Annotated in this window: 14 protein-coding genes; 9 read left to right on the top strand and 5 right to left on the bottom strand. The window is 64.3% G+C overall.

Features of this window, described 5'->3' with window-relative positions; translation table 11 throughout:
- Nucleotide 1 precedes the first annotated feature (1 nt).
- From ACT53T_RS16025 to ACT53T_RS16010, 4 genes are all read right to left on the bottom strand, one after another.
- Complete coding sequence (locus tag ACT53T_RS16025; RefSeq protein ID WP_476161946.1) at nt 2–1009, bottom strand: fatty acid desaturase; 1008 nt, start codon at nt 1007–1009, stop codon at nt 2–4.
- Nucleotides 1010–1373: 364 nt separating this feature from the next.
- Entirely contained in the window at nt 1374–2711 is a 1338-nt protein-coding gene (gene tssK, locus ACT53T_RS16020) for a type VI secretion system baseplate subunit TssK (RefSeq protein ID WP_476161945.1), read from the bottom strand.
- 178 nt (nt 2712–2889) lie between these two features.
- The gene (locus tag ACT53T_RS16015) at nt 2890–3456 is read right to left on the bottom strand and encodes a DUF6931 family protein (protein WP_476161944.1); all 567 of its coding nucleotides are present in this window, start codon (nt 3454–3456) and stop codon (nt 2890–2892) included.
- Between the two features lie 12 nt (nt 3457–3468).
- Nucleotides 3469–5487 (bottom strand): type VI secretion system Vgr family protein, encoded by a 2019-nt coding sequence (locus ACT53T_RS16010; RefSeq protein WP_476161943.1) that lies wholly within the window; start codon nt 5485–5487, stop codon nt 3469–3471.
- A gap of 130 nt (nt 5488–5617) precedes the next feature.
- Here ACT53T_RS16010 and ACT53T_RS16005 point away from each other — a divergent pair, with 130 nt between their 5' ends.
- The 9 genes from ACT53T_RS16005 (at nt 5618) to tssH (ending at nt 16719) form a co-directional block, all read left to right on the top strand.
- Complete coding sequence (locus ACT53T_RS16005) at nt 5618–7039, top strand: type VI secretion system protein TssA (RefSeq protein WP_476161942.1); 1422 nt, start codon at nt 5618–5620, stop codon at nt 7037–7039.
- 206 nt (nt 7040–7245) lie between these two features.
- On the top strand, nt 7246–7749 hold the full coding sequence (gene tssB, locus ACT53T_RS16000) for a type VI secretion system contractile sheath small subunit (protein WP_476161941.1): 504 nt from the start codon (nt 7246–7248) through the stop codon (nt 7747–7749).
- A gap of 55 nt (nt 7750–7804) precedes the next feature.
- Nucleotides 7805–9298: a type VI secretion system contractile sheath large subunit gene (gene tssC / locus ACT53T_RS15995; protein ID WP_476161940.1), complete on the top strand. Its 1494-nt coding sequence runs from the start codon at nt 7805–7807 to the stop codon at nt 9296–9298.
- 114 nt (nt 9299–9412) lie between these two features.
- Nucleotides 9413–9919 (top strand): Hcp family type VI secretion system effector, encoded by a 507-nt coding sequence (locus ACT53T_RS15990; RefSeq protein ID WP_400770868.1) that lies wholly within the window; start codon nt 9413–9415, stop codon nt 9917–9919.
- A gap of 83 nt (nt 9920–10002) precedes the next feature.
- A complete protein-coding gene (locus ACT53T_RS15985; protein WP_476161939.1) occupies nt 10003–10485 on the top strand; it encodes an Hcp family type VI secretion system effector in 483 nt (160 codons plus the stop codon).
- Nucleotides 10486–10535: 50 nt separating this feature from the next.
- The gene (gene tssE / locus ACT53T_RS15980; protein ID WP_476161938.1) at nt 10536–11036 is read left to right on the top strand and encodes a type VI secretion system baseplate subunit TssE; all 501 of its coding nucleotides are present in this window, start codon (nt 10536–10538) and stop codon (nt 11034–11036) included.
- Nucleotides 11037–11040: 4 nt separating this feature from the next.
- Complete coding sequence (tssF, locus tag ACT53T_RS15975) at nt 11041–12984, top strand: type VI secretion system baseplate subunit TssF (protein WP_476161937.1); 1944 nt, start codon at nt 11041–11043, stop codon at nt 12982–12984.
- Nucleotides 12981–14081 (top strand): type VI secretion system baseplate subunit TssG, encoded by a 1101-nt coding sequence (tssG, locus tag ACT53T_RS15970; RefSeq protein WP_476161936.1) that lies wholly within the window; start codon nt 12981–12983, stop codon nt 14079–14081. Before tssF ends, tssG begins: the two co-directional genes overlap by 4 nt.
- 13 nt (nt 14082–14094) lie before the next feature.
- Nucleotides 14095–16719: a type VI secretion system ATPase TssH gene (gene tssH / locus ACT53T_RS15965; RefSeq protein ID WP_476161935.1), complete on the top strand. Its 2625-nt coding sequence runs from the start codon at nt 14095–14097 to the stop codon at nt 16717–16719.
- 20 nt (nt 16720–16739) lie between these two features.
- On the opposite strand, the gene ACT53T_RS15960 is transcribed toward tssH, so the two are convergent.
- On the bottom strand, nt 16740–24254 hold the full coding sequence (locus ACT53T_RS15960; protein ID WP_476161934.1) for a type I polyketide synthase: 7515 nt from the start codon (nt 24252–24254) through the stop codon (nt 16740–16742).
- Between the last annotated feature and the right edge of the window lie 2 nt (nt 24255–24256).

Here is a 24256-nt window from a genome sequence, read left to right as displayed (position 1 = left end):
CTCACGCCCAAGCCGCCTCGCCTAGCGTGGACAGAACGGCGCGCATCGCCTCGCGATTGCTGAGCGTGACATAGGCATAGCCACACTCCTCCATCGCCGCTCTCGTCGCCTCGCGCATTTTCGTCAAGCGACGGCGAGACAGGCTGGGGAACATATGGTGCTCGATCTGGCTGTTGAGGCCGCCAGTCAGCCAATCGAGCAAGGGCGAGCTCGGCGTGTTGCGCGTCGCGCGCGCCTGTCGGTCATAGAAACCCTTCGATTCCTTCGCGTCATAGACTTCCATGCCCGTATGGTTGAGCACGAAGACGAAGGCGAGGATGAAGCCGCCGAGAAGCTGGGCGCCGAGGAACCAGAGCCAGCCGGTCCAGACCGGTCCCGGCGTCAGCAGTCCCGCGAGCGCAAAGCCCGACACCCAATGGGCGACGCAGAGCGACGCTTCCCACCATTGCTTGTTCTTGGCCGCGACCTCTATGCTCTGCCAGCTCCAGTTGAAGCGCGCGACCGAGAGGATCGGGAAGAACAGCGGAACCTGAAAGCGCGGCAGAAAGAAGGACAGCGCGCGCCCCAGCCCGGCGCGGCGCGCCTTGTCATTGTATGGCGCGAGCGACTTGTCCCAGACCAGCCAAGGAGGCGAGTCGATGTCGCCGTCGATCGGCGTGAGGCTGCCATCCTCCTCGACGCGGCAAGCGTTGGGGAAAGCATGGTGAAGCTCGTGCTTCTCGACCCACCATGTCGAGCCGAAGCCCTGTGCGAGCGCGATCAGCCGCAGCTTCAGGCGCGCCTTCATCTCGCCACGGGGCCCCCACTGGCTATGCGCGACGTCATGCCCGAGATAGGCCGTCCTCGGATAATGCATCGCGAGAACGAGCATTCCGACCACCGCGGTGAGGCCGCCCTGCGCGAGCAGAGCGAAAGCGAGAGCAGGCGCCGCCACCAGCTCCAGGCAGCGAAGCGCTTGTTCCCAAAAGGGCACGCTGTAATAGCCCTGCTCATGCGCCCAGGCCCTCAAAGCAGCGATACGCTGGGCCAGGCCTTTCGCGTCCGGGGCGCCGTCTGGAGCGTCGAGGGTAGCCGGACTTGCTTGTTGTTGTTGGTTCAATGGAATACCCGGGTAGCACGCTCGGCTACAGTCTGAGGCCGCAGCCTCTGCCTATCGGGCGAAGACAGGGCTTTTGTCAAATTTCTTTCATCGGAGAAGAAGAGGATCGGCGTCGAAAATCGACCCATCCAGCGCCTCTTGATGCTGGAAAAACCGTCGCTTCGAGAATTTTATGTCGTAAGCCGCAATAGTCTGGCTCGAGATGGCTGGACGAGCCCGGCCCAGGGCTGTAGCGGAAGCCGCCGCCGAGCCGCCGCACGCACGCGGCGGCCGCTCACCGCGCCTCCTCCGCGATCGCCCATAGCTCGACCTCGAGCTCCGGCCAGTCGCCGGAAAAATGCAGCCCGATCGAGGCGGCGATCGAGAATTCCCGCCAGAGCGGCGAATGACGATCCAGATAAAAATACACATGGTGCGAGATCGTGCGAATTTGGCCGGGCGGGGTCGGCATATGCACGAGCGAAATTCCCGGCAGATTGGCGTAGACGATATCGTTCATCCGATTATTCGGCCCGACCTTCAGCAGCTGCGGCAAGAGCTGCGCGATCTCCGACGGCGGCCGATTGCTCGCCACTTCCAGCACCAGCGTCGCATTGCCGAGCAGCGCGCGGTCACGGATCGGCGAGACATAGACATTGGGCGCGCGCTGAACCAGCTCCAGCCGTCGTGCGCGCCGACTGGTCCGGGCGCTCAGAAAATCCTGCAGATCCCGCAGAATCGGCTCGAAGACATTTTCGAGATCATCGTGATCATAGGGCGGATAGACCCGGCTGCGGCGCTCCTGCGAGCAGAATGTCGCAAGCTCGCCAGCGAGCGAGACGAGCGATGTGTAGAGCCGCTCGGGATGCGTATAACCCGACTGCCGCAAATGGCGCAGCAAGGGCGCGGCGCGATTGAGCGTCTGCAGCAAAAGATAATCCGCGCTCTGCATTCCGCCGCCGGAAGACGGATCCGCGGCATAGCGCGCCAGCTCCTCGAGCTTGCCGTCGACCCAGCCGATCACGCGATCGATCCATCCGGTCACGACACTATGCGCCGCGCAGACGAGCAGCGGGGGCGCAAAATTGGGATCGAATATGACGACCTTGTCGCGTATCTCCAAAATACGCGCTACGGCGAGGCAATCATATCCCGGCTTCGGCCGGCGAGCGAGCTCCAGCTCGAGACGCAGATGCGCGACGTCGATCTCCTCCTCGTCGCGCATCTCGGCGACCGAGTCGATGATCGTCTCGACGCCCTCGATGAAACGGCTCGCCACATCTTTCGCGCGATAATCGACCTCGCGCGAATTGGGCGAGGCGTTGGGCAAGGTCAGCCAAACGGTGAGGCCCGCCGCCTTCGCCGGCGCTTCGATAGAGGCGGGCGCCGGACCTTCGCCCGGAATATCGAAGGGCGTTCCGTCCGGCATCACGCCCGCCGCCTTTCGCAGCGCGATCTTGCTCTGTTGCGCGAGATCGGAGTCGATCTCGAGCTGCGCGAATCCCCAAGGATAGGGGCTGGAATGCCGCGTGCGGCTCTCGATGATGTGCTCGAGATAGCGATCATTCTGCTGGAGATGATGCGGCCGCAAGAAAAGACCTTCCCGCCACACGACTTTGCTGCGCCACGACATGTTTCTCATCCCCTCGAATGCGCGGGCCGCCTCGTCTCGCCGCATTGTGCGCACGCTGCGAAGACCCGCCGTTTCTCCTGACGAATCTTCTACCCGAGCAGAAGCGCGGTCTCGGTGAGAAAACCCACAGCGCTCCGCATGCCGCAGTCGACTTCCGCGCGCGCGGTCGCCTGCGCTCCTATCGAGCGATCTGCGCGAGGCGCAGAGCCTCGTCCAGCCAATGATGCAGAGCGTCCTCCCGCGCCGACGGCGCGAGACGGCCCGCCGCCATCATCAAGGCGCCGCGAACGCAGGCCGCCGTCAGTCCCGGATCGACGACGAACGCGACCGCCTCCAAACGACCGCTCGAAGGCAGCCAGAGGCTCGGACCGCAATAAGCGGCCGCATAAGCGACGCTCGTCGCAGGCGTCGGCCGCGCGGCGCGACGCGCGACATCGAACGCCTGTGCGCGCAACCGCTCCTCCGGCTGGCGAACCCAGGCCTCCACCACATCGAGCGCATGGGAATCGAGCGCGGCCGCCGCCGACTGCGCGGCGCGCAAATTCTGACAAGCCCACCACACCGCTCTACGACGCTCGAGCCAATAGGCGCAAAACGCCACCGCTTCGCCGATTTGCCGAGCGCGTCGCAGCCTCGCGAGAAATTCGAGCGGCGCCTCGCTCGTCGGCGCCACGCCGATCTCACGCGCCGCGGCGGGGAAAGCCGCGAACAGATCATATACGGCGCCGAATCTTTCCCGAGTCATCTCGCGCCTCCCTCAAGCGACCGGCGCCACGACGCCGATCGCCGTCAAAGGCCCGGGAACCTGCATTGGACCCACGGCGTTGATAACGCCCGGCCCGACGGTGAAGGTCGCGCCGCCGGCCTCCAGAACGATCGACACGCCCGCGACCAGCGTGATCGTCGCCCCAGCCATGATCGTGACCTCGCCACCCGCCTCGATCGTGATCGCGCCACCCGCCTGCGTCGTCTGCTCGCCGCCGACGTTCACACTCTGATTGGCGCCCACTGTCGTCTTGTCGCTCAACGCGATCGTCGCCTCGCGACTCATGCCGACAGTGAGCTTGTCCTCGCTCGCGATCGTGACCTTGCGATCGCCGCTCATGACATCGAGCTCATCGTCCCCCATCTTGATCGTCGTCTTGCGCGACGACTGCCCGACCGGCGTCTCGAAACGCGCGCCGATCTCCCGCGTCTCCGCATGCTCGATCACCGATTCGAGGTCACGCTCCGCATGTAGCCGGATCTTCTCCGCCAGCTTCGCATCCTCGAACATCAGCTCATTATACCCGCTCCCGCCGGTCGAGCTGTTCGACTTCACGCCCGACTGCGTCTTATTCGCGGGGAGATCGTAAGGAAGCCCATTGTCCCTGTTGTACACGGCGCCGACGATCAATGGCCGATCAGGATCGCCCTCGAGAAATTCGACGACGACCTCCATTCCGACCCGCGGAATAAATTGCCCGCCCCATTTCGCGCCCGCCCACATTTGCGCGACGCGCACCCAGCAGGAGCGCAGATCGTCGCGATCCCAATAAAAGCGCACCATGACGCGGCCGTAGCCATCGTCATCGACGTCGATCTCCTCGCTTTCCTTGCCTTTGCGCGCAACGACCTTCGCCGTCTGCGGACCATGAATCATCGGTTTCGGCGTCGCCAGCGGCGCGCGAAAAGGCCGATCGCTCGGATGCAGCTCATAGGAGCCCTGATACGGCCGCGCATCTGTGCGCACGCCCGAACGATAGGCCTCCGCCACAAAGCGATGCGCGCAGCGCACGATCAGATATTCCTTGTTCTCTTCATCTGTCGGATGCCGCGTCACGCTCACGAGGGCGCCCGGGAAAAAATCCGCCGCATCGCCATCCGCGAAGCGCCGATAATCCGCCGCCTGCGTAGCCTCCAGCCTTATTTGAGCATAATGCTTGCCGATGTCGCGCTGCTCGTATTTTCCAGGATAATCGTAATATTCGAGCGTCGACTTGTCGTAACGCTCGGTGGCGTTCGCCTCGCCGGACATATCGGCGTTCGGCGCCGCGAAATTATAATCGCGCAGCGTCACCTTGCCGGTCTGCAGCTTGCGATTGGACGACCATCCATAGAGACGTCGCGCCTTCGCATGAATGGAGCCGAACTCTTTGCTCGCATATTCGATCGTCGGCGCGCTCGACAGCTTGCGATGGGAGGACGCCGAATCGGCGAGCACGAGCTTTGCTCCATCCTCGTCATGCTCGAAGAAATAATAGACGCCATGCTGCTCCATGAGCCGCGACACGAAAGCGAAGTCGCTCTCCCTATATTGCACACAATAATCGAGGCGCGGAAAATCGCCCGACAGAGCCTTGCGAAAGTCGATCTCGCGCTTGCGTAGCACATCCTCGATGATCTCGATCGCGGTCTTTCGATGCCAAATCGCGCAATTGCTCGTACGTGTCAGCAGCCACAGCGACGGCCGCAGCACGAAACGATAGGCGAACAGATCGCCGCGCCGCCCGATCGCCTCGGCCTCCGTCGCGATCCCGCTGAAATGCCGCGCTCCACCCTGGCTCGCACGCACGGCGACGCTGCAAGAGCGCCCGAGCGCTTGGTCGAAATCGATCGTCGGCTCCCGGGAGAGCGCGAGCACGCGAAACTCGAAGAGCTCGCTCAGCCCCTCCGTCCCTTCGAAGCTCTCGACGACCAAAGCCTCGTCGCCGAACGGCGACTTGAAAGCGGCGAGACGCTTCTGCTGATCGAGACGACTGTCCATTGTGATCCACTCCTCGCCGCCAGCGTCCACGCCGGCGCGCTTCCTCGACGCAAGCTACCCACCCCCGCGGATTCTGGACTGTGGCATAGGCCACATCGCGCGCGCCGTCTGCGCATGAAAAAGAAGCAAGGGACAACGCGAGCATAGAGTGAGCCGAAACATGACCAAAATCGACTTCGCCGAGGCGATCGCGCCACTGTCGCCGGAAGCCCCTTGCGGCCCCGATCTCGACCTAGACGGAGACGACGACTATTTGAACTTCGTCGCCGTCGCCGAGGGATTGCTTCCGACAGAATATTTTCGTGACGGCGAAGCTTTCGACGCCTCACAACCAGCAATGCTCGCGCATTTCGATCAGATCGACGCTCTCATGCGTCGAACGCGCGACATACGCCTATTCTGCCTCGTCGCGCGCTTCGCCATTCTGCGCCGCGACTATGAGCAGTTCGTCGGCGCCGTCCACGCCATCGCCGAATTGCTCGGCGCCTATTGGGAAGAGACTCATCCTTGCGCCGAGAACGGCTCGTTCGCGCTTCGCGCCGCCGCCCTCGGACCGTTGAACGAATCGACTGTCCTCTTTCCGCTCCAATACATGCCGCTCTGCGAGGACCGACGCTTCGGTGTGATCCATTATCGCGCCCAAATGTGCGCGATCGGCGAAGCCAAGCCCAGGGAAGGCGAGCCCATTCTCTCATCTCTATCCATCTCGCAGGCTTTCCGAGATTGCGAAAATGAGCGTCTCGTCGCCAAACGGCGCCTCATCGACCGCCTCGCCGACGCGCTAGAGACGATCAACGGCTGCTTCGGCCGAATGTGCGGCTTCGACAAGACCCCGCGACTCGACAAAATCCGCGCGACCGTCGCCGGAATGCGCGCCTTGCTCGCGGAAGCGGCCGGCGATGCGCCGAAAGACGACGCCCATAACGCCGACGCGCAGCGCGACCCTCGACATCACGCCGACTGCCGCATCGGCGCCCCTACGCATGCCCGCCGCGCTCTCGACGCCGCTATGGACTATTTTCGACGGCACGAGCCTTCCAGTCCGGTGCTGCCGCTGGTCGCCAAGGCCCGCGACATACAGGGCAAATCTCTCGCCGAAGTCCTCGAATCACTCGTGCCCCGGCATGCTTCCGACGCCGAATATGAAATCGGCGACCAGAAATTCTTCGCGCTGCCGCTCGATCTTTTGACCCGAGTTACCCCGCCCGCCGAAGGATATTGCGAGGATTTCGACTCCGAAATCGAAGCCGCGCCCCTCATCCAGACGCACCAAGAAGATAAGGATCAGCGCGATCCATATAGCGACGACGACAGTGAACCCAGGACCGACGAGCCCTATGAAGACGATCCTCCCTTCACGCCCCCGCCTCACATCCCGCCCGAACCGATATTCCACGCAGTGACGCGCGCCGAAGCGATGCAGCTGCTCGACGAGACGTCGCGCTATTTCCAGATCGCGGAGCCCTCGAGCCCTATCCCCTGGCTGATCGCCAGCGCGAAAAAGCTCGCGGAAAAGGACTTCCTCAGCCTTCTCGGCGAGCTGCTGAGAGAGCGCGCGCTCAATGACCGCAACGTCGAATAGCGCCCGCGCGGAACTCGCGGCGCGCCAAAGCTCACCTTGTGACTTTAGTCACCGCCACAAGCGCTCCCTTCCCGCATTTTGCGCTCAGGACAAATCGCCGGCCGACACGAAGCCGCGACGACGACAAATGCTCTGTCCTGAAAGCCCCGGAAGCACCGGGCCGATGCGCGCAGCCGCGAACATCGCACCGAAGCGAGGACCGAAGAATGACCAGACAAAGCAATAGCGGACAGAAGTTCATCAGCCGCAACCGCCCGCCGCGGGTGCAGATCACCTACGCCAATCCGACGAATTCCGAAGAGAAAATCGAGCTGCCCTTCGTGATGGGGGTGATGGCCGATCTCTCCGGCAATGCGCCGAGCACGCCGAAGGAGGACATGACGCAGCGCAAATTCCTCGAATTCGACATGGACAATTTCGACCAGCGCATGGCCGCCGTGGCGCCCGGCCTCTCATTGCGAGTCGACAACAAGCTCAGCGAGGAGCCGGGCGAAAAGCTCGCCGTCAACCTTCGCTTCGAAACGATGGCGGACTTCAATCCGGCGTCTATCGCCGCGCAGACGCCGGCGCTCGAGAAGCTGCTCGAGGCGCGCACCCAGCTCGCCAATCTGCTCCGCTACATGGACGGCAAGGCGGCCGCCGAGGAGCAGCTGCGCAAGCTGCTCAAAGACCAAAAGCTGATGGCCGATCTGCGCGATAGCCGCGCGTGATCGAATTGGCCGACTAGATTTTCAGAACCAGATTTCCGCACGAAACGAGGATCACATGTCCCAGGAACAGGAAACTCTTCACCACTCAGAGCCCTCCCAAATCGTCATCGCCGACGATTTTTCCGAGGTGCTCAAGCAGAGCTTCAAGCCGCGCACGGAGCGCGCCGAGACCGAAGTCCAGAATGCCGTCTCGACGCTGATCAAAGAAGCGCTCGCCGACACGGCCGTCATCAAGGACGATGTCGTCGAGACGATCGAAGGAATCATCGCTGCGATCGACGAGAAGCTCACCTCGCAGATCAACGCGGTCTTGCACGACCCGGAATTTCAGAAGCTCGAGTCCGCGTGGCGCGGCCTGCACCACCTCGTCTATCATTCGGAGACCGACGCCACGTTGAAGATTCGCGTGATCAATGCGTCGAAGGAGGAGCTCTATCGCCATCTTCGCCAATATCCGGCTGCCGCCTGGGACCAGAGCCCGCTCTTCAAGAAAGTCTACGAGGAGGAATATGGGCAGCTGGGCGGCCGTCCTTATGGCTGTCTCATCGGCGACTATTATTTCTCGCACCGCGCGACCGACGTGCAGCTGCTCCGCGATCTTTCGAAGATCGCCGCTTCCGCGCATGCGCCCTTCATTGCGGCCGCCGACCCGACGCTTATGGGCATGGACAGCTGGACAGAGCTGTCCAACCCGCGCGATCTCTCCAAGGTATTCGACACGCCCGAATATGCCGCATGGAAAGGCTTGCGCGATTCGGACGACGCAAAATACATCGGCCTCTGCCTGCCCCGCGTGCTCGCGCGCCAGCCCTATGGCGCGAAGTCCGAGCCTGTGCCGCAATTCGCATTCGAGGAGGAAACCGATGGACATTCGGGCGAAAACTATGCGTGGATGAACGCCGCCTATGCGATGGCGTCGAACATCAATCGGGCCTTCAAGGAATATGGCTGGTGCACGCGCATTCGCGGCGTCGAATCGGGTGGCGAAGTCGAAAATCTCCCCACCCACACATTCCCGACCGACGATGGCGGGGTCGATTTGAAATGCCCCACGGAAATCGCGATCAGCGACCGCCGTGAAGCCGAGCTCGCGAAGTCCGGCCTCATTCCGTTGATCCACCGCAAGAACACCGATCGCGCGGCCTTCATCGGCGCACAGTCTCTGTTCAAGCCGAAGGCCTATCAGAATGATCCAGAGGCGACCGCGTCGAGCAATCTCGCCTCTCGCCTTCCCTACATGTTCGCGGTGAGCCGCTTTGCGCATTATCTGAAATGCATGGTGCGCGACAAGATCGGCTCCTATCGCGAGAAGGAGCAGCTCGAGCGCTGGCTGCACAATTGGATCCAAGACTATGTCGACGGCGATCCGACCAATTCGACCGAGGACGTGAAGGCGCGCCGTCCTCTCGCCGGCGCATCGATCTCGATCGTGCCGAATGAGGAAAACCCCGGCTATTACTCCGCCACATTCGAGCTGCGCCCGCATTATCAGCTCGAAGGAATGGATATCGGCCTTCGCCTCGTTTCACGCTTGCCGACTGGCAAGTGAGACGCGCGCACGCATTGTGGCTTCCGCCACATCATCCAAAGCGCATTTTCTTCAATGTAGAGCCATCGTCGAGATCGACGAGACCCAACAAAGCAAAACCGAAAGGAACTCCATATGTCTTCAAATGCTTTTCTCCACATTTCCGGCATCAAGGGCGAGTCGAAGGCCGAATACGCCGAGCTGAGCCCGAAGGGCGAATGGATCGATATCCTCGATGTGAACTTCAACATGCACAATCATTCGAGTTCCAGCTATGGCGGAGGCTCCGGCGTCGGCAAGGCCGACTTCGGCGCCATCTCCTTCGTCAAGCGCTACGACAAATCCTCTCCCGGCCTCATGCACTTCTGCGCGGTCGGCAAGCATATTCCGAAGGTGCAGGTGAAGCTCTTCAAATCGTCCGGCGACAAGGAGCCGCTGGAATATATCACGATCGTGATGGAGCAGTGCTTCATCACCAGCGTTGTTCCTTCCGGCCTCACTACCGGCGAAGGAATGGAGGCGCTCGGCCTCTCCTTCGCGAAGTTCGACCTCTCCTACAATGAGCAGGACGGCGACGGAAAGAAGGTCAAGGGCGGCCAGTTCGCTTGGGACCTCAAGGCGCTGCAAGGCAAGGCGAGCTGACCGACGACCATGCGACGAGCCGCTGCGCGATCAGCCTCGCGCAGCGGCGACGACGAAATCGAAAATTGCCGCGGAGCATTTCCATGAGCTCGACCAATTACACATTGCAGATCGACAGCGTTCGGGGCGAGGCCAGGCGCGGCGGAAAGGACGATCTCATAGAAATCCTCGGCTTCGAATATGCGACGACGGCCAATCATTTCCAAGGCGAGCCCGGCCATAAACGCCGGAGCTATTCGAATGTGCGCTTCCGCAAGGTCGTCGATCGATCGAGCGTCACCATACAGCAGATGCTCGCGCAGAACACCAAGGTGCGTAAGGCGACGCTCAGCCTGACGAAGGGAGGCGGCGAGCCGCTCGTCTATTACACGCTCGTTCTAAAAGATGCGTATTTCGTCTCCTACAAGATTTTCGGCGAGGACGCCGCCGACGAATTCGCGGCGCTGCCGAAGGAGGAATTCGAGATAAGCTATCGCCGTCTCGAGGTCGAATATGAAGCCCAAGACCACAGGGGTCTGAAAGACGGCGCCGTGTCCTTCGCGGATGATATTGCGAGCAATGATTGAGGGAGACGAAAATGGCGGAATCGCTGCGAAACAGGGTCGAGTCTTCATTGATGCATTGCTTTCGAGCCGCGCATGCGGCGAAAGATGTGCGGACCAATCCCGGCGTCGGCGCGTGGCGGCCTACGCCGACGACGTCACGCGAGGGGCGCCGGGTCGCTATCACCGAGTCGGCCCTCAAGGACGAAGTCGCCCAGCATGTCGAAGCCCTGCTCAATTGCGTCGCAGTCAATTCGACGATCGATCTCCAGCAGTTTCCGCGGGCTCGACGCTCTGTCTTGAATTACGGCTTTCCCAGCATCGCGCGGCTGACGATAGACGAGCTGGAGCGCTCGGGTCTCGAGTCGGAGATCGAAAGAACCTTGCGCAGCTACGAGCCGCGGCTGATCGCCGCGACGCTGCAGGTGACGCGAGATCGACGCGTCGATCCCGCCGAGCTCACGATTCGCTACGTCGTTCATGCGGAGCTCGCGAGCAATCCGCTGCCGCTTCCCATGGAATTCATTGCCGATGTCGAAGTCACGACCGGCAAGATCCAAATTCAGCAGAGGTGACTCTATGAACCGTGAATTCCTCGATCTCTATGATCGTGAGCTCCATATCCTGTACGAACATGGACGAGAGTTCGCGGAAGAATACCCGGGCGTCGCGTCGCGCCTCGGCGGCCTCACACGCGAATCCATGGATCCATCGATCGCGGGCCTGTTCGAGGGCTCGGCGTTTCTCGCTGCGCGCGTTCAGCTGAAGTTGAAGCACGAGTTTCCCGAATTTATCGGCAATCTCTTGGAGCAGCTCGTTCCGAATTTTCTGGCGCCCACGCCGTCCATCTTCCTTGCGCAAATTTCTCCGCCTTTCGGCGACCCCGCTCTGAAAGAGGGGCGTACGATCGCGCGTGGGACCAATGTGGACGCCGCTCATATCGAGCGCGACCGAGAGGTCTCTTGCCGATACAAGCTCACAGCGCCCGTCGAGCTCTGGCCATTCGATATCAGCGATGCGGAGTATTGCCAATCAGCGGCGCCGCTGGTCGCGCTCGGCGTGAAGCCCGGATCGGAAACCGTCGCCGGAATGAAGCTGACCTTGAACATGCGTTCGGGCGCCGCCGCCAGCGACGGCGACAGAGCCTCCCAAGACATGTTTTCGTCGTGTCTGGTGGAACATCTGCCAATTCATTTCTGCGGCGCGGAGGCCGAATCGGTCGGCCTTTACGAGCAGATGTTCGCGCATTGCACCGGCGTTTGGCTTCGCTGCGTCGATGACACGGGCGAGCCGATCGTAATGTCGCTCGGGCGCGAGGCCATCAGCGACATCGGCTTCGACGACGATGAGGAGCTGATACCATCGGATGACCGAATTTTCCGCGGCTTCGAGCTGCTGCGCGAATATTTCGCCTTTCCACAAAAGTTCCTGGGATTCGATCTTCGCGGTCTGCGGCGCGGGATGACGCGAATGGCGGCGAGCTCGATCAGCGTGATCTTCGGCTTCGATGAGGTCAATCCGCAGCTGGCGGCCGCAGTGCGCGCGCAGATGTTTTCGCTATTCAGCGCGCCCGCGGTCAATCTGTTCGAGATGACGACCGACCGAATCCGCATTCGCACAAATCAGCATGAGCATCAGATCCTGCCGGATCGAAGCAAGCCGCTCGACTTCGAACCCTATCGAATCCTCGATGTCTTCGCCTATATGTCGGGCGGGGGAGAGAAGCGGCAAGTGCGTCCGCTCTACGCCGCGACGGCCGACGACGCGTCGACGTCCGATCCGAGCTACACGATACGAAGACGCCCGCGGCGTCGGTCGGAAGACGAGAAGCGGCGCGGCGTGGCGTCCAATTACCAGGGCTCCGACGTATTTATCTCCATCAACGAGCCCGCCTCGCTCACCACGGGAGGCGAGATCGCGGAGCTCGGCATTCGCGCCTTATGCTCGAACCGGCATCTTCCCGAGCATCTGCCGGTCGGGACCGGCAAGACGGATTTTCGCCTATCGGACGACATGTCGCTCGACGTCGCCTGCGTCGCCGGGCCCACCGCGCCGCGTGATGCGGTCGTCTCGCAGGTCAAGAGCCGCACCGAATCGGCTTACGCCGGCGTCGTCGCTTGGCGTCTCTTGAACATGCTCAGCCTCAACTATCTGGGCGTCGCCGCGCATGGCGGCGGCAAGAATGCGTCGGCGCTTCGAGAAATGCTCGCGACATTCTCCGACGCGGCGGACAGCTCGATCGAGAAGCGGCTGCGTGGAATCCGATCCGTGGAGAGCCGGCAGATCGTGCGCCGTTTGCGTCGCGCCAGAGGCGTCGGGACAGCGCTCGGGATCGAGATCACGGTCACAGTCGACGACAAGGCGTTCGAAGGATCGGGCGCATTTTTGCTCGGCGCCGTGCTGGATCGATTTTTCCCGGCCTATGCAGGAATGAACAGCTTCACGCAGCTGGTGATGCGCACCAGCGAGCGCGGCGAGATCATGCGTTGGCCGGCGCGAATCGGCTCGCGGAGGCTGGCGTGACCTATCTGGAGCATTTGGAAGAGGAGCCTTGGCGAGTCGATTTTTTCGAGATGATGCGTCGGATCGAGCGCTCGCTCGGAGAAGCGTCGGGCGAAGCGGAGGCCAGGCCGCGGATCGGCGACAGCGCGTCTCGCAAGGAAGAAACGATTGAAATCGACGGCAAAGCGGTCGCGCTGTCATTCGGGCAGGATCCATGGATGAGCTTTCCAGGCTCGAATGTCGCGCGCGTCGAATGGCGGGAAGATGCGCCGAGCGCGGACGGCGAGCGGGAAGGGACGGAGCGCAGCGAACGGCTGCACATCGTGCTCAAATTCCTCGGCATGCTCGGCCCGCAGGGCGCATTGCCTCTTTCCATCACAGAGGAGGCGCATGGCTGGTCTTTGCAGCAGGACCCGTCTTTCCCGCATTTCTTAGATATTTTCAACAATCGCTTCTTGCAGCTCTTCTATCGCGCCTGGGCCGATTCTCGGGCCATTGTTCAGCACGATCGACCAGATTGCGATCGCTTCCGCGATTATGTGAATTCGACCATCGGCGTCGGAACGCCGCCCTTTCGCGAGCTCGCCGCGACGCCGAAAGGCATCTCCGCCTATGCCGGTCTTCTGGGCTCGCGGACGAAATCCGGCGAACGGCTCGCGGGCGCCATTCGCGGATTGTTCGCGGTGGACGTCGAGATCGAGCAGCTCGTCGGCGGCTGGCTCACGATCGAGGAAAGCGAACGCAGCAGACTCGGACGCAAGAACTGCAGCTTGGGCGGCGATGTAATGCTCGGCGCGTCATCCTTCGAGCTCGATCACAAATTCCGAATTCGAATTTTCGTCGAAGATATGAAGCGCTATCGCGACTTTCTACCGGAAGGTGAGGATTGCCACAGACTGAGCGACCTCCTTTTCTTTTATATCGGCGAGGAAATGGAATGGGACGTCGAAATTTCTCTTCCGGCGACACAGACGACTCCAATGGCGCTCGGGCGTGCGGGAGAGCTCGGCTGGACCAGCTGGATGGCGCCGAACCGCACGACCACGGAGCGCCGCTGCGACGCCCATTTCGATCCGGCTAAACGCGCGCGCCGCGAAGCGGCGGACTCGTTGATTTGAAGGAGGGGTGGAAATGACAGAGATCAGCCTGGAGACCGTGACCGGCAAGCTCAATCGCGTCGGCTATGACGCTTTCATGCGCGCCCTGCGACAGGCGAAGCAGGCCGGGCATCGCAATGTGGAGCTCGCGCATTGGCTGTTGCATCTTCTGCAGAGCGAAGGAAGCGACCTCGATCTCACGGTCGACCGCTTCGCGCTGGACCGGACCAGGCTGTCGAGCGATCTGGAACGTGTCATCGGCTCGTTTCGCATCGACGAGACACAAATGCCGGGGGTCGCCAACAATGTTATCGACGCGCTGGATCGCGGCTGGCACTTCGCCACTCTGCTCTTCGGCGAGACTCAAATTCGAAGCGGCCATCTGCTGACGGCGCTTTTGAAAACGCCGGAGCTTCGCCGCGCTCTGCGGTCGCTGTCGAGGGAGTTCGACAAGATCGCAGACGAGGCGCTGATGCAGGAGGCCAATAGGATTTGGGCCGGATCGCAAGAAGAGAATCTACGGCCGCTGGACGGCGCCGGGCCTATCGCCAAAGGCGCGCGCGAGGCGAAGGGCGCTCAGACGGCGCTAGATCGCTTCGCTCAGGACCTGACGGAAAGGGCCCGCAGCGGCGAGCTCGATCCCGTGCTCGGACGCGACGACGAAATTCGTCAGGTCATCGACGTGCTCATGCGACGCAGGCAGAACAATCCTATTCTGGTCGGCGAGGCGGGCGTCGGCAAGACGGCGATCGCGGAAGGATTTGCACAGCGCATCGTCGGCGGCGCCGTGCCTCCGGCCCTGCGCGACATTCGCCTGCTGTCGCTCGATATCGGCCTTCTGCAAGCGGGCGCCGCAATGAAGGGAGAGTTCGAGCAGCGGCTTCGGTCCGTTATCGACGAGGCGCAGTCTTCGCCGACGCCGGTGATCCTGTTCATCGACGAAGCGCATACGCTGATCGGCGCCGGCGGCCAGAATGGCGTCGGCGACGCCGCCGATCTACTGAAGCCGGCGCTCGCGCGCGGCGCCTTGCGCATGCTCGCTGCGACGACCTTTGCGGAATATCGGCGCCATATCGAAAAGGATCCGGCGCTGTCTCGACGCTTTCAGCCTGTCGATGTCGACGAGCCTTCCGTCGAGCGCTGTATCGAGATGCTGCGCGCCATGGTGAAGCCGATGGAGCGGCACCACAATGTCCGCGTCTCCGAGAATGCGATCAGAGCGGCGACGAAGCTGTCGCAGCGCTACATTCCGGCGCGCAAGCTTCCCGACAAGGCCGTCAGCCTTCTCGACACGGCCTGCGCGCGCGCGGCGATCTCGCAGAATGCGACGCCCGCTCCCATAGAAGATGCGCGCGCCTCGATCGCCGCCTTGGAGAGCGAGCGTGCGGCGATCGCGAGCAATAGCGATCTCGAGGCGCTGGACGAGCGCCGCTCGAGCGAGGTGGATAGGGAGATGTCGTCGGCGCGCGAAAAGCTCGCCGAGCTCGAATTGCGTTGGACGCGCGAACGTGCCCTCATCGACGATATTCGCCGATTGCGGGAGGAGGCGGCCTCCGCCGATCCCGCGCATCGCCGAACTGTGCGCGAGCAGATCGACGCCAAGGCGGAGGCCCTGGAGGCGACGAGTCCAGAGGGGCGCATGATCTACGCGCATGTCGACGAGCAATGCGTCGCCTCTGTTGTGTCGGATTGGACCGGCGTTCCCGTCGGACGCATGGTGACGGATGAGATCGAGACGGTCCTTCATTTGACAGATATTTTGAACAAACGCGTCGTCGGACAGACGCACGGTCTGCGGTCGATCGCAAAGCGCATCGAAACGAGCCGTGCGCGATTGGACAATCCCGACAAGCCGATCGGCGTGTTCATGCTCGTCGGTCCCTCGGGCGTCGGCAAGACGGAGACGGCGCTCGCCCTCGCGGAGGCGCTCTATGGCGGCGAGCAGAATGTCATCGCCATCAACATGTCGGAATTTCAAGAGCCGCATAGCGTGGCGACGCTCAAAGGGGCGCCTCCCGGCTATGTGGGTTTCGGCGAAGGCGGCCGCTTGACGGAAGCCGTGCGCCGCAAGCCTTATAGCGTCATTCTGCTCGACGAGATCGAGAAAGCGCATCCCGACGTTCACGAGATTTTCTTTCAGGTCTTCGACAAGGGCCAGATGGAGGATGGCGCGGGTCGGCGCATCGATTTTCGGAACACGCTCATCATTTTGACGTCCAATGTCGAAACCGATCTGCTGATGCGGCTCGGAGCCGATCCCGCCTTCGCCAATGATGCGGATGGGCTCGCGCAGGCGCTGCAGCCGGAGCTGCTGCGCGTGTTTCCGCCGGCGCTGCTCGGCCGCATCGTGACTGTGCCTTACTTCCCGCTCTCGCGGCAAATGCTCGCCGGAATCGCGCGCTTGCAATTGGATCGTATCGGCAAGCGGGTGACGGAGGGCTATCGCGCGGCCTTCACCTATGACGATACGGTGGTGGACCACATTGTCGAGCAATGCCGCGATCCCGACTCGGGAGGGCGAATGATCGATAATATCGTCACCAACACGCTATTGCCGGCTCTATCCCGCGAGTTCTTGAAAAAAGCGCTGGCCAAGCAGGAATTGGCGCTTGTCGCCGTGGGGGTCCGAGATGGCGCATTCGAATATTCTTGCGCATGAACGGTCCGGCGGCGCGCCCATCAGCCCGGCGCGAGCGCGTGAATGACGCGCCCGGCGAGCCGCTCGATCGTGTCGCGCTCGAACAGGCTCGTCGCATAGATGAGGCTGCCCTTGATTTCGCCGTCGTCCAGAGAGACGGAGAGTGTGAGCGGGCGTCGCACGGCGACACGGTCGGCGGAAGCGCGCGACAGCGTCAAGCCTGAGAATTGTACATTCTGCGGCGGCGCGTCCTCGATCACCAACGCCACATCGCCGAGCCGCTCGGCGTCCGGTCCATGATCCTCGCGTAGCGACGCCATGATGTCGCGCCACGGCACGTTCTGATTGGCGAGAGCCCCGAGCGTCGCCTCGCGCACGCGCGGCAGCAGTTCGTCCAGCGCGTCGCCGGGCCGCTCTATGCGCAGCGGCAGAGCGTTCATGAAGGGTCCGAGCATGCGATGCGTCGCCGCATGATGGCGCAGCGAGACCGGAATTGTCAGCGCGAGCGCATCATCCGAGGCGCGCTCGGCGAGAGCGCTGGCGAAGGCCGCGGTCAAGGTCATGGCGAGAGTGGCCCGCTCTTTCGCCGCGAGCGCCTCGGCGGCGTCGACGGCCGCCTGCGGAAAATCGAAACGGAAGACGGCGCCTTCGGGCACGAGGGCGCCGTCCGCGCGGGGCCGATCGCACCGGATCGGCGCGGGCAGGCCGCTCGCGAACAGCCGTCGGAAATAGGCGGTCTGGCCGCTGCGCAGCGCCGGCGTCAGCCATTGCCGCTCCCACAGCGCGTAATCGGCGTAGGAGAGCGAGCGATCGAGGAGCGGAAACAGCTCCATGCCCTCGAGCCCATTGGCGTAGAGCGCGCCGATCTCGCCGAGCAGCATGCGGACAGTGGCGCCATCGGCGAGCGAGCGATGACAGCGCAGCCGCAGCAGGCGCTCGCCATCGGCGATCCGCTGCAGCGAGACGCGGATTGCGGGCCGGCCGTCATCGGCGCATGCGGGCTCCAAAGGATCGGGCGCGTCCTCGGGATCGAGCAGCGTCACTTCGGGCGGCGCGTCGACGATATGCTGCAGCGCGCCGCCATCGGCCATGGGCTCTAGGATGGTGCGCAGAATGGCGTGGCGCCGAAAGGCTTCCCTTATGCTCTCGATCTGACGCTCTTCGTCGAGCGGGCCGAGAATGCGCACGCCGACGTCGATCCAATGCCCCGGCGCGCCGGGAGACGCCTGCTCGGCCGCGAGGGCGCCGAGCTGGGCGAGCGAGGCCGGCGCGACGGCGCCTGCGGGCGCTGCGACGAATTCCGGCAGAGCGACGGTGGCGCCGCGCCGCGCGCTATCGAGCCGGGCGGCGAGCGCAGCGAGAGTCTGATCCTCGAAAATGGCGCCGAGCGGCAGCTCCACGCCGAGGCTCTGATGAATGCGCGCGCGCAATTGCGCCGCCAGCATGGAATGACCGCCGAGCAGAAAAAAGCTGTCATCGGCGCCGACGCGCTCGAGCTTCAGCAGGTCGCGCCAGATCTCGGCGAGGCGCTCCTCGTCTTCGGTCCGCGGCGCGACAAAAGCCGTGTCGCGCGCCGCATCGCGCGGCGGCGGCGGCAAGGCGGCGCGATCGAGCTTGCCATTCGCGGTCAGCGGCATTGTATCGAGCGTCACGAAGGCGGACGGAATCATATGATCGGGCAGAAGACGGCGCAGATGATTGCGCAGCGCCTGCGCGCTCGGCGCCGGCCCGTCGAAGATCATATAGGCCGCGAGCCGCGCCTCGCCGTCCATGTCATAAGGCGTGACCGCCGCCGCGCGCATGCGCGGATGGTCGAGCAATGCGCGCTCGATCTCGCCGGGCTCGATGCGGACACCGCGAATCTTCACCTGCTGGTCGTCGCGGCCGATAAAGGCGAGAACGCCATTCTCCTCGCGCCGCACAATGTCGCCGGTCGCATAGAGACGCTGTGTCGTCTCACCGTCGTCGAAGTCGAAAAAACGCTCTTGCGTCAGCGCCGCGTCGCCGAGATAGCGCAGCGCGAGGCATGGCCCGCCGATGTGCAATTGCCCGGGAACGCCGATCGGCGCGATCCGCTTCTGCGCGTCGAGCACGACGAGCCGCACATTGGCGCGCGGCCGTCCGATCGGCACGACCGCCTGCGCATCGGCGCCCGCGCCCGGCCCCACCTCATGCAGGCTGACGATTCCGGCGGTCTCGGTCTGGCCATATTGATTGACCCAGCGCAATTCGTCGCCGACGAAGGCGCGCCAATCCCGCACGAGCGACTGGCGCAAAGGCTCGCTCGCGGTGAGCTGCAGGCGCAGCTCATTATCGAGCAGCGTTGCGCGCGCGGTCTCCGGCAGGCTCGCGAGCGCATCGGCGACCCGCCTCAGAACAGAGGGCACGAGATCGATGATCGTCGCCTTGGACGCGCGCACGCGCTCCAGCAGAGCGAAGGGATCGCGCCGCTCGTCGTCGCTGGCGATGACGATGCGCGCGCCGGCGGCGAGCGGCGCCAATATCTGCCGCATGGAGGAAGAGAATGCGCTGGACGACGTATGCAGAAAGGCGTCGGATGCGACGATTCCCAGCTCCGCGCGAAGAGTCTGCGCATATTCGGCGACGGCGCCATGCGAGATCGCCACGCCTTTCGGCCGACCTGTCGAGCCCGAGGTGAAGACGATATAGGCGAGGTCCGAAGGCGCGGCAAAAGTCTCGAGCGGCGCATCCGACTGGCGCGCGACATCGGCGTCGAAAAGCGCGGAGACGTCGAGCGCGACATTCGCCTCGGCGAGCATATGCGCGATGCGCTCCCGCGGATAGGATTCGTCGATCGGCACATAGACAGCGCCCGCCTTCATCGCGCCGAGCAATCCGACGATCATATCGACCTTGCGCCCCGTGCGCATGGCGACCGCGTCGCCGGGGCGAACTCCCTTCGCACGTAGCCAGCGCGCGAGGCGCCGCGCGGCGGATTGCAGCTCGGCGTAAGTGAGGCGGCGCTCGCCATCCTCGCATGCGATTTGATCGGCGCACGCGGCGGCGACGGATTCGAGCAGCTCCGCCACGGTGAGCGGGCCGGGCGACGGCGCCTCCGCGGGCGCGCGGCTCGCGGCGCGCTCTTCCGGCGTCAGCAGCGGCAGCGTGGAAAGGCGCCGCGACGGATCCGCGAGAACGCCGTCGAGCGCGGCGAGGAAATGCCGCAGCAACCGCTCAATGCGCGGCGCATCGAAGAGATCGGTCGAATATTCGACATGGCCGGCCATCGCCGCATCGTCGAAGATGGTGAAGGTGAGATCGCGCTTGGCCGTCTGCGTGTCGATCTCCTGCACCTCGATCTCGAGGCCCGGCACTGCGGGCGGCTGCAGTCCGCCTTGCAGCAGCAATTGCACGCGATAGAGCGGATTGCGCGAGCCGTCGCGCTCGCGCTCGACAGCGTTGACCACATGATCGAAGGGCGCGTCCTGATGCGCCATCGCAGCTTGAACGCGCGCGCCGAGGCGGGCGATCAGCGTGCGCATGTCGGGGTCGCCGTCGAGGACGACGCGCACCGGCAGCGCGTTGACGAAAAGGCCGATCAATCCTTCGATCTCGAGCCGGCCGCGATTGGCGCTCATCGCGCCGACGATGAATTCGTCTTGGCCGCTGTGACGTTGCAGCACGGCGGCGAGCGCGGCGAGCAGCGGCGAGAACAAGGTCACGCCCTCCGCCTGCGCCAGAGCGCGCAGCGCCTTTGCGCGCTCGGCGCCGAGCGCGAAGCGAAGGCGGCGGCCACGAAAGCTCGGCGTGCGCGGCGGCGGCCTGTCGGTCGGCAGCGCCAGCGGCGCGACGCCAGACAGCTCCGCCTTCCAAAATTCGAGCAGTTCTCCAAGAGTCTCGCCGGCGAGCCAGTCGCGCTGCCAGGCGGCGTAATCGGCATATTGAATCGGCAATTCGGGAAGCGGCCAGGGCTCGCCCGTCTCGAAGGCGCGATAGATGGCGGAGAGCTCGCGCAGCAGCACGGCGAAAGACCAGCCGTCGGTGACGATATGATGCATCGTCACCAGCAGAATATGATGCGTCTCGTCGAAGCGCAGAAGACGCGCGCGAAACAGAGGCGGCTGGGCGAGATCGAATGGCGCGCCGGCCTCGCGCCGCGCCCATTCGGCGGCCTCCGCCTCGTCGTGCACGGTCTCGACGGGCAGCGGAACATGCAGCGATGCGACGATCTGCGGCTGCGCGACGCCGCGCTCGCTGCGAAACGACGTGCGCAACGACTCGTGCCGCGCGACGATGGCGTCGAGGCTGCGCTGCATCACAGCGGCGTCGAGCGCGCCGCGAATGCGCACGGCGGCGGCGATATTATAGGCGCTCGAGCCCGGCGCCAGCTCATGCAGGAACCACAACGCCTCCTGATTGAAGGAGAGCGGCAGAGGCGCGCCGTCGCGCGGGCGTCGCGTCATCGGCGGCTGGCGCTTGGCCGCGGCGCCGCGCTGCTCTTCCCACCAATCGAGGAGGCGCGTCGCGAGCGTGGCGACATCGGGACTCTCGATGAAGAGCGCCACCGGAATGGCCGCGGCGAGCGCCGCCTGCAAGCGGCTGCGCAGCTCCATTGCGGTCAGCGAATCCATGCCGAGCGCGGCGAAACCCGCATGCGGATCGACCTCCTCGGCGCTCATATGCAGCGCATGGCCGATTTCCGCCTTCAGACGCGCGACCACGAGACCGCGCCGCTCCTCCTGCGGCGCCTCGACGAGCCAGGAATCCGCGGAGAGAACGTCTGCGGACGACGCATCCGCGGAAGAAACATCCGCGGAAAAAGCTTTCTCGCCGGAGCTGGTGAAGGAATGCGCGTCCCGCCGCACGGCCTGAAACCAGAAGCGCTTTCGCTGAAACGGATATTTGGGAAGATCGACCTTGCTGCGCCGCCACGGCGCATCGACGGCGCGGAAGTCGATGCGCGCGCCGGCCGCGTAGAGCTGGCCGAGCGCTTCCTCTATCTGGCGAGTGTCGGAGGCGTCGCGACGCAGCGAGGCGACCGCCTGCGGCGTCGGCCGCCCCTCCGGCCAGGCGCGCAGCGACATTGCGGCGAGCACCGGCTGCGGACCGACCTCGAGCAAAACGCGGCAACCCAGCTCGCTGAGCGTCTGCGCGCTCTGCGCGAAGCGCACCGGCTCGCGCGAATGGCGCCGCCAATATTGGGCGTCCAATCGCGCCGGCGCGGCGAGCGGCTTGCCCGTGCGATTGCAGATCAGCGTGCGCGTCGGCGTCTCGAAAGGCGTCTCTCCGGCGAAACGCTCGAAGGCGTCGAGCGCCGGCTCCAGCAGCTCGGAATGAAAGGCGTGCGAGGTCTCGAGCTCTTCCGTGCGGCCGCCTTCGCCACGAAACATTTCCGCCAGCGCGCGCACATCCTGCCGCGGACCGCTGACGACGATATGCGCGCCATTATAGGCCGCGATCGAAACATGCGGGAAAGAGGCGAGCCGCGCCTCGACGGCGGCGGCCTCGGCGAAGATCGCCGCCATCAGCCCGCCCGCCGGCAAGGCGCCGAATAATCTCCCGCGCTCGGCGAGCAGACGCGCGCCATCCTCGAGCGTGAAGACGCCGGCCACGCAGGCGGCCGCGTATTGGCCGACGCTATGGCCCAGAACCACATCCGGCGCAGCGCCCCAGCTGCGCCACAGATTTGCGAGACCCATCTCCAGCGCGAATAGCGCCGGTTGCGCGTAAGAGGTGTGATTGACAGCGCCGTCCTCGGCGAACATCACGTCGAGCAGCGGGCGCGGCAGAATATCGGCGATCGCCGCCGCGCATTGGTCGAGCGTCTCCTTGAAGAGCGGCTGCGTCTCATAGAGCGCGCGGCCCATGCCCGAATATTGGCCGCCTTGTCCAGTGAAGAGCCAGGCGGTCTTCGGCGGATCGGCGGCAAAGCCGGCGTAGGCTCCCGCAGAGGCTCGCCCGTCGGCGAACGCCTCCAGCAGACGCGCGGCCTCGGCGCCGTCCTCGGCGACGATCGCCGCGCGATGCTCGAGATGCGAGCGGCAGACGCCCGCCGAATGGCAAACGTCGGCGAATGCGCTCGCCGAGGGCAGCGTCTCGACGCGCTGGATATAGGACCGCGCCAGCGCCTTCAGCGCCGGAACGCTGCGCGCCGACAGCGGCAGCATATGCCAGGGGCGTTCGGCCCGAGGCGAAGCCGCCTCACGCGCGATTTCGGGGCGCGCCGGCGCCTCCTCGAGGATCACATGGGCGTTGGTGCCGGAAAAGCCGAAGGAGCTGACGCCGGCGCGCCGCTTGCGCTCGGAGCGCGGCCAGGGGCGCGCCTCCGCAACGACTTTCAGTGGCAATCGCTTCCACGGAATATGCGGCGAGGGCGTGCGAAAATGCAGATGCTCGGGCAGCAGCTCATTCTCCAGCGCCTGCGTCACCTTGATGACGCCGGCGACGCCGGCTGCGGCTTCGAGATGGCCGATATTCGTCTTCACCGAGCCGATGAGCAGCGGCCTGTCCGGCGCGCGGCCGGGGCCGAGCGCGGCGGCGGCGGCCTGCGCCTCGATCGGATCGCCGAGCGATGTGCCGGTGCCATGCGCCTCGAGATAATCGACATCGGCGGGCGTGAGCCCCGCCTGATCCAGCGCCGCGCGGATGACGCGCTGCTGCGCGCGGCCGCTCGGCACGGTGAGGCCGCCCGAGGAGCCGTCCTGATTGACGGCGCCGCCGCGCAGCACGGCGCGGATGCGGTCGCCGTCGCGCAGCGCGTCGCTGAGGCGCTTGAGCACGATGACGCCGCAGCCTTCGCCGCGCACATAGCCGTCGGCGCCGGCGTCGAAAGTCTTGCACTTGCCGTCCGGCGCGAGCATGCGCGCGCGGGACATGCTGATCATCACGGTCGGGGTGAGGATCGCATTGACGCCGCCGGCGAGCGCGAGATCGCATTCGCGCAATCGCAGCGCCTGGCAGGCTTGATGGATCGCCACCAGCGAGGAGCTGCAGGCCGTGTCGACCGTCACCGCCGGACCCTCGAGCCCGAGCCGATAGCTGATGCGTCCGACGCCGGCCGCGGGCGAGGTCCCTGTCGCGTAATAGGCGTCGATGGCCTCGGGAGTCATATTGTCGATGAGCAGGCCGAGATATTCATGCGTGCTGACGCCCATCCAGACGCCGGCGCGCGCGCCCTCCAGCTCCGAGGCGGCGACGCCCGCATGTTCCAGCGCGCGCCAGCTCGTCTCCAGCAGCAGACGATGCTGTGGGTCCATGCAGGACGCCTCGCGCGGCGCGACGCCGAAGAATTGCGCGTCGAAATCATCGATGCTGTCCAGGAGTCCGGCGCGGCGCGTCACCGTTTTTCCCGGCGCGTCGGGATCGGCGTCATAGACCGCCTCGGCGTCCCAACGGGAGAACGACGCCTCGCCGACGCCTTCGCGCCCGTCCCGCAGCAACTCCCAAAAGGCTTCGGCGTCTGCGCCGCCGGGAAAGCGCGCCTCATAGCCGATGATCGCGATGGGCTCGCGCGTCGCGCCTTCGAGCTCGGCCACGCGGCGACGCAGAGTCTCTAGAGCGACGATCGCCTTTTTCTTGAACTCGAGCTCGCTCATTT

It is taken from the genome of Methylosinus sp. DMC45, from assembly GCF_056313885.1.
The sequence above is the reverse complement of the archived record's forward strand: the minus strand, read 5'-3'. Positions and strand labels throughout refer to the sequence as shown.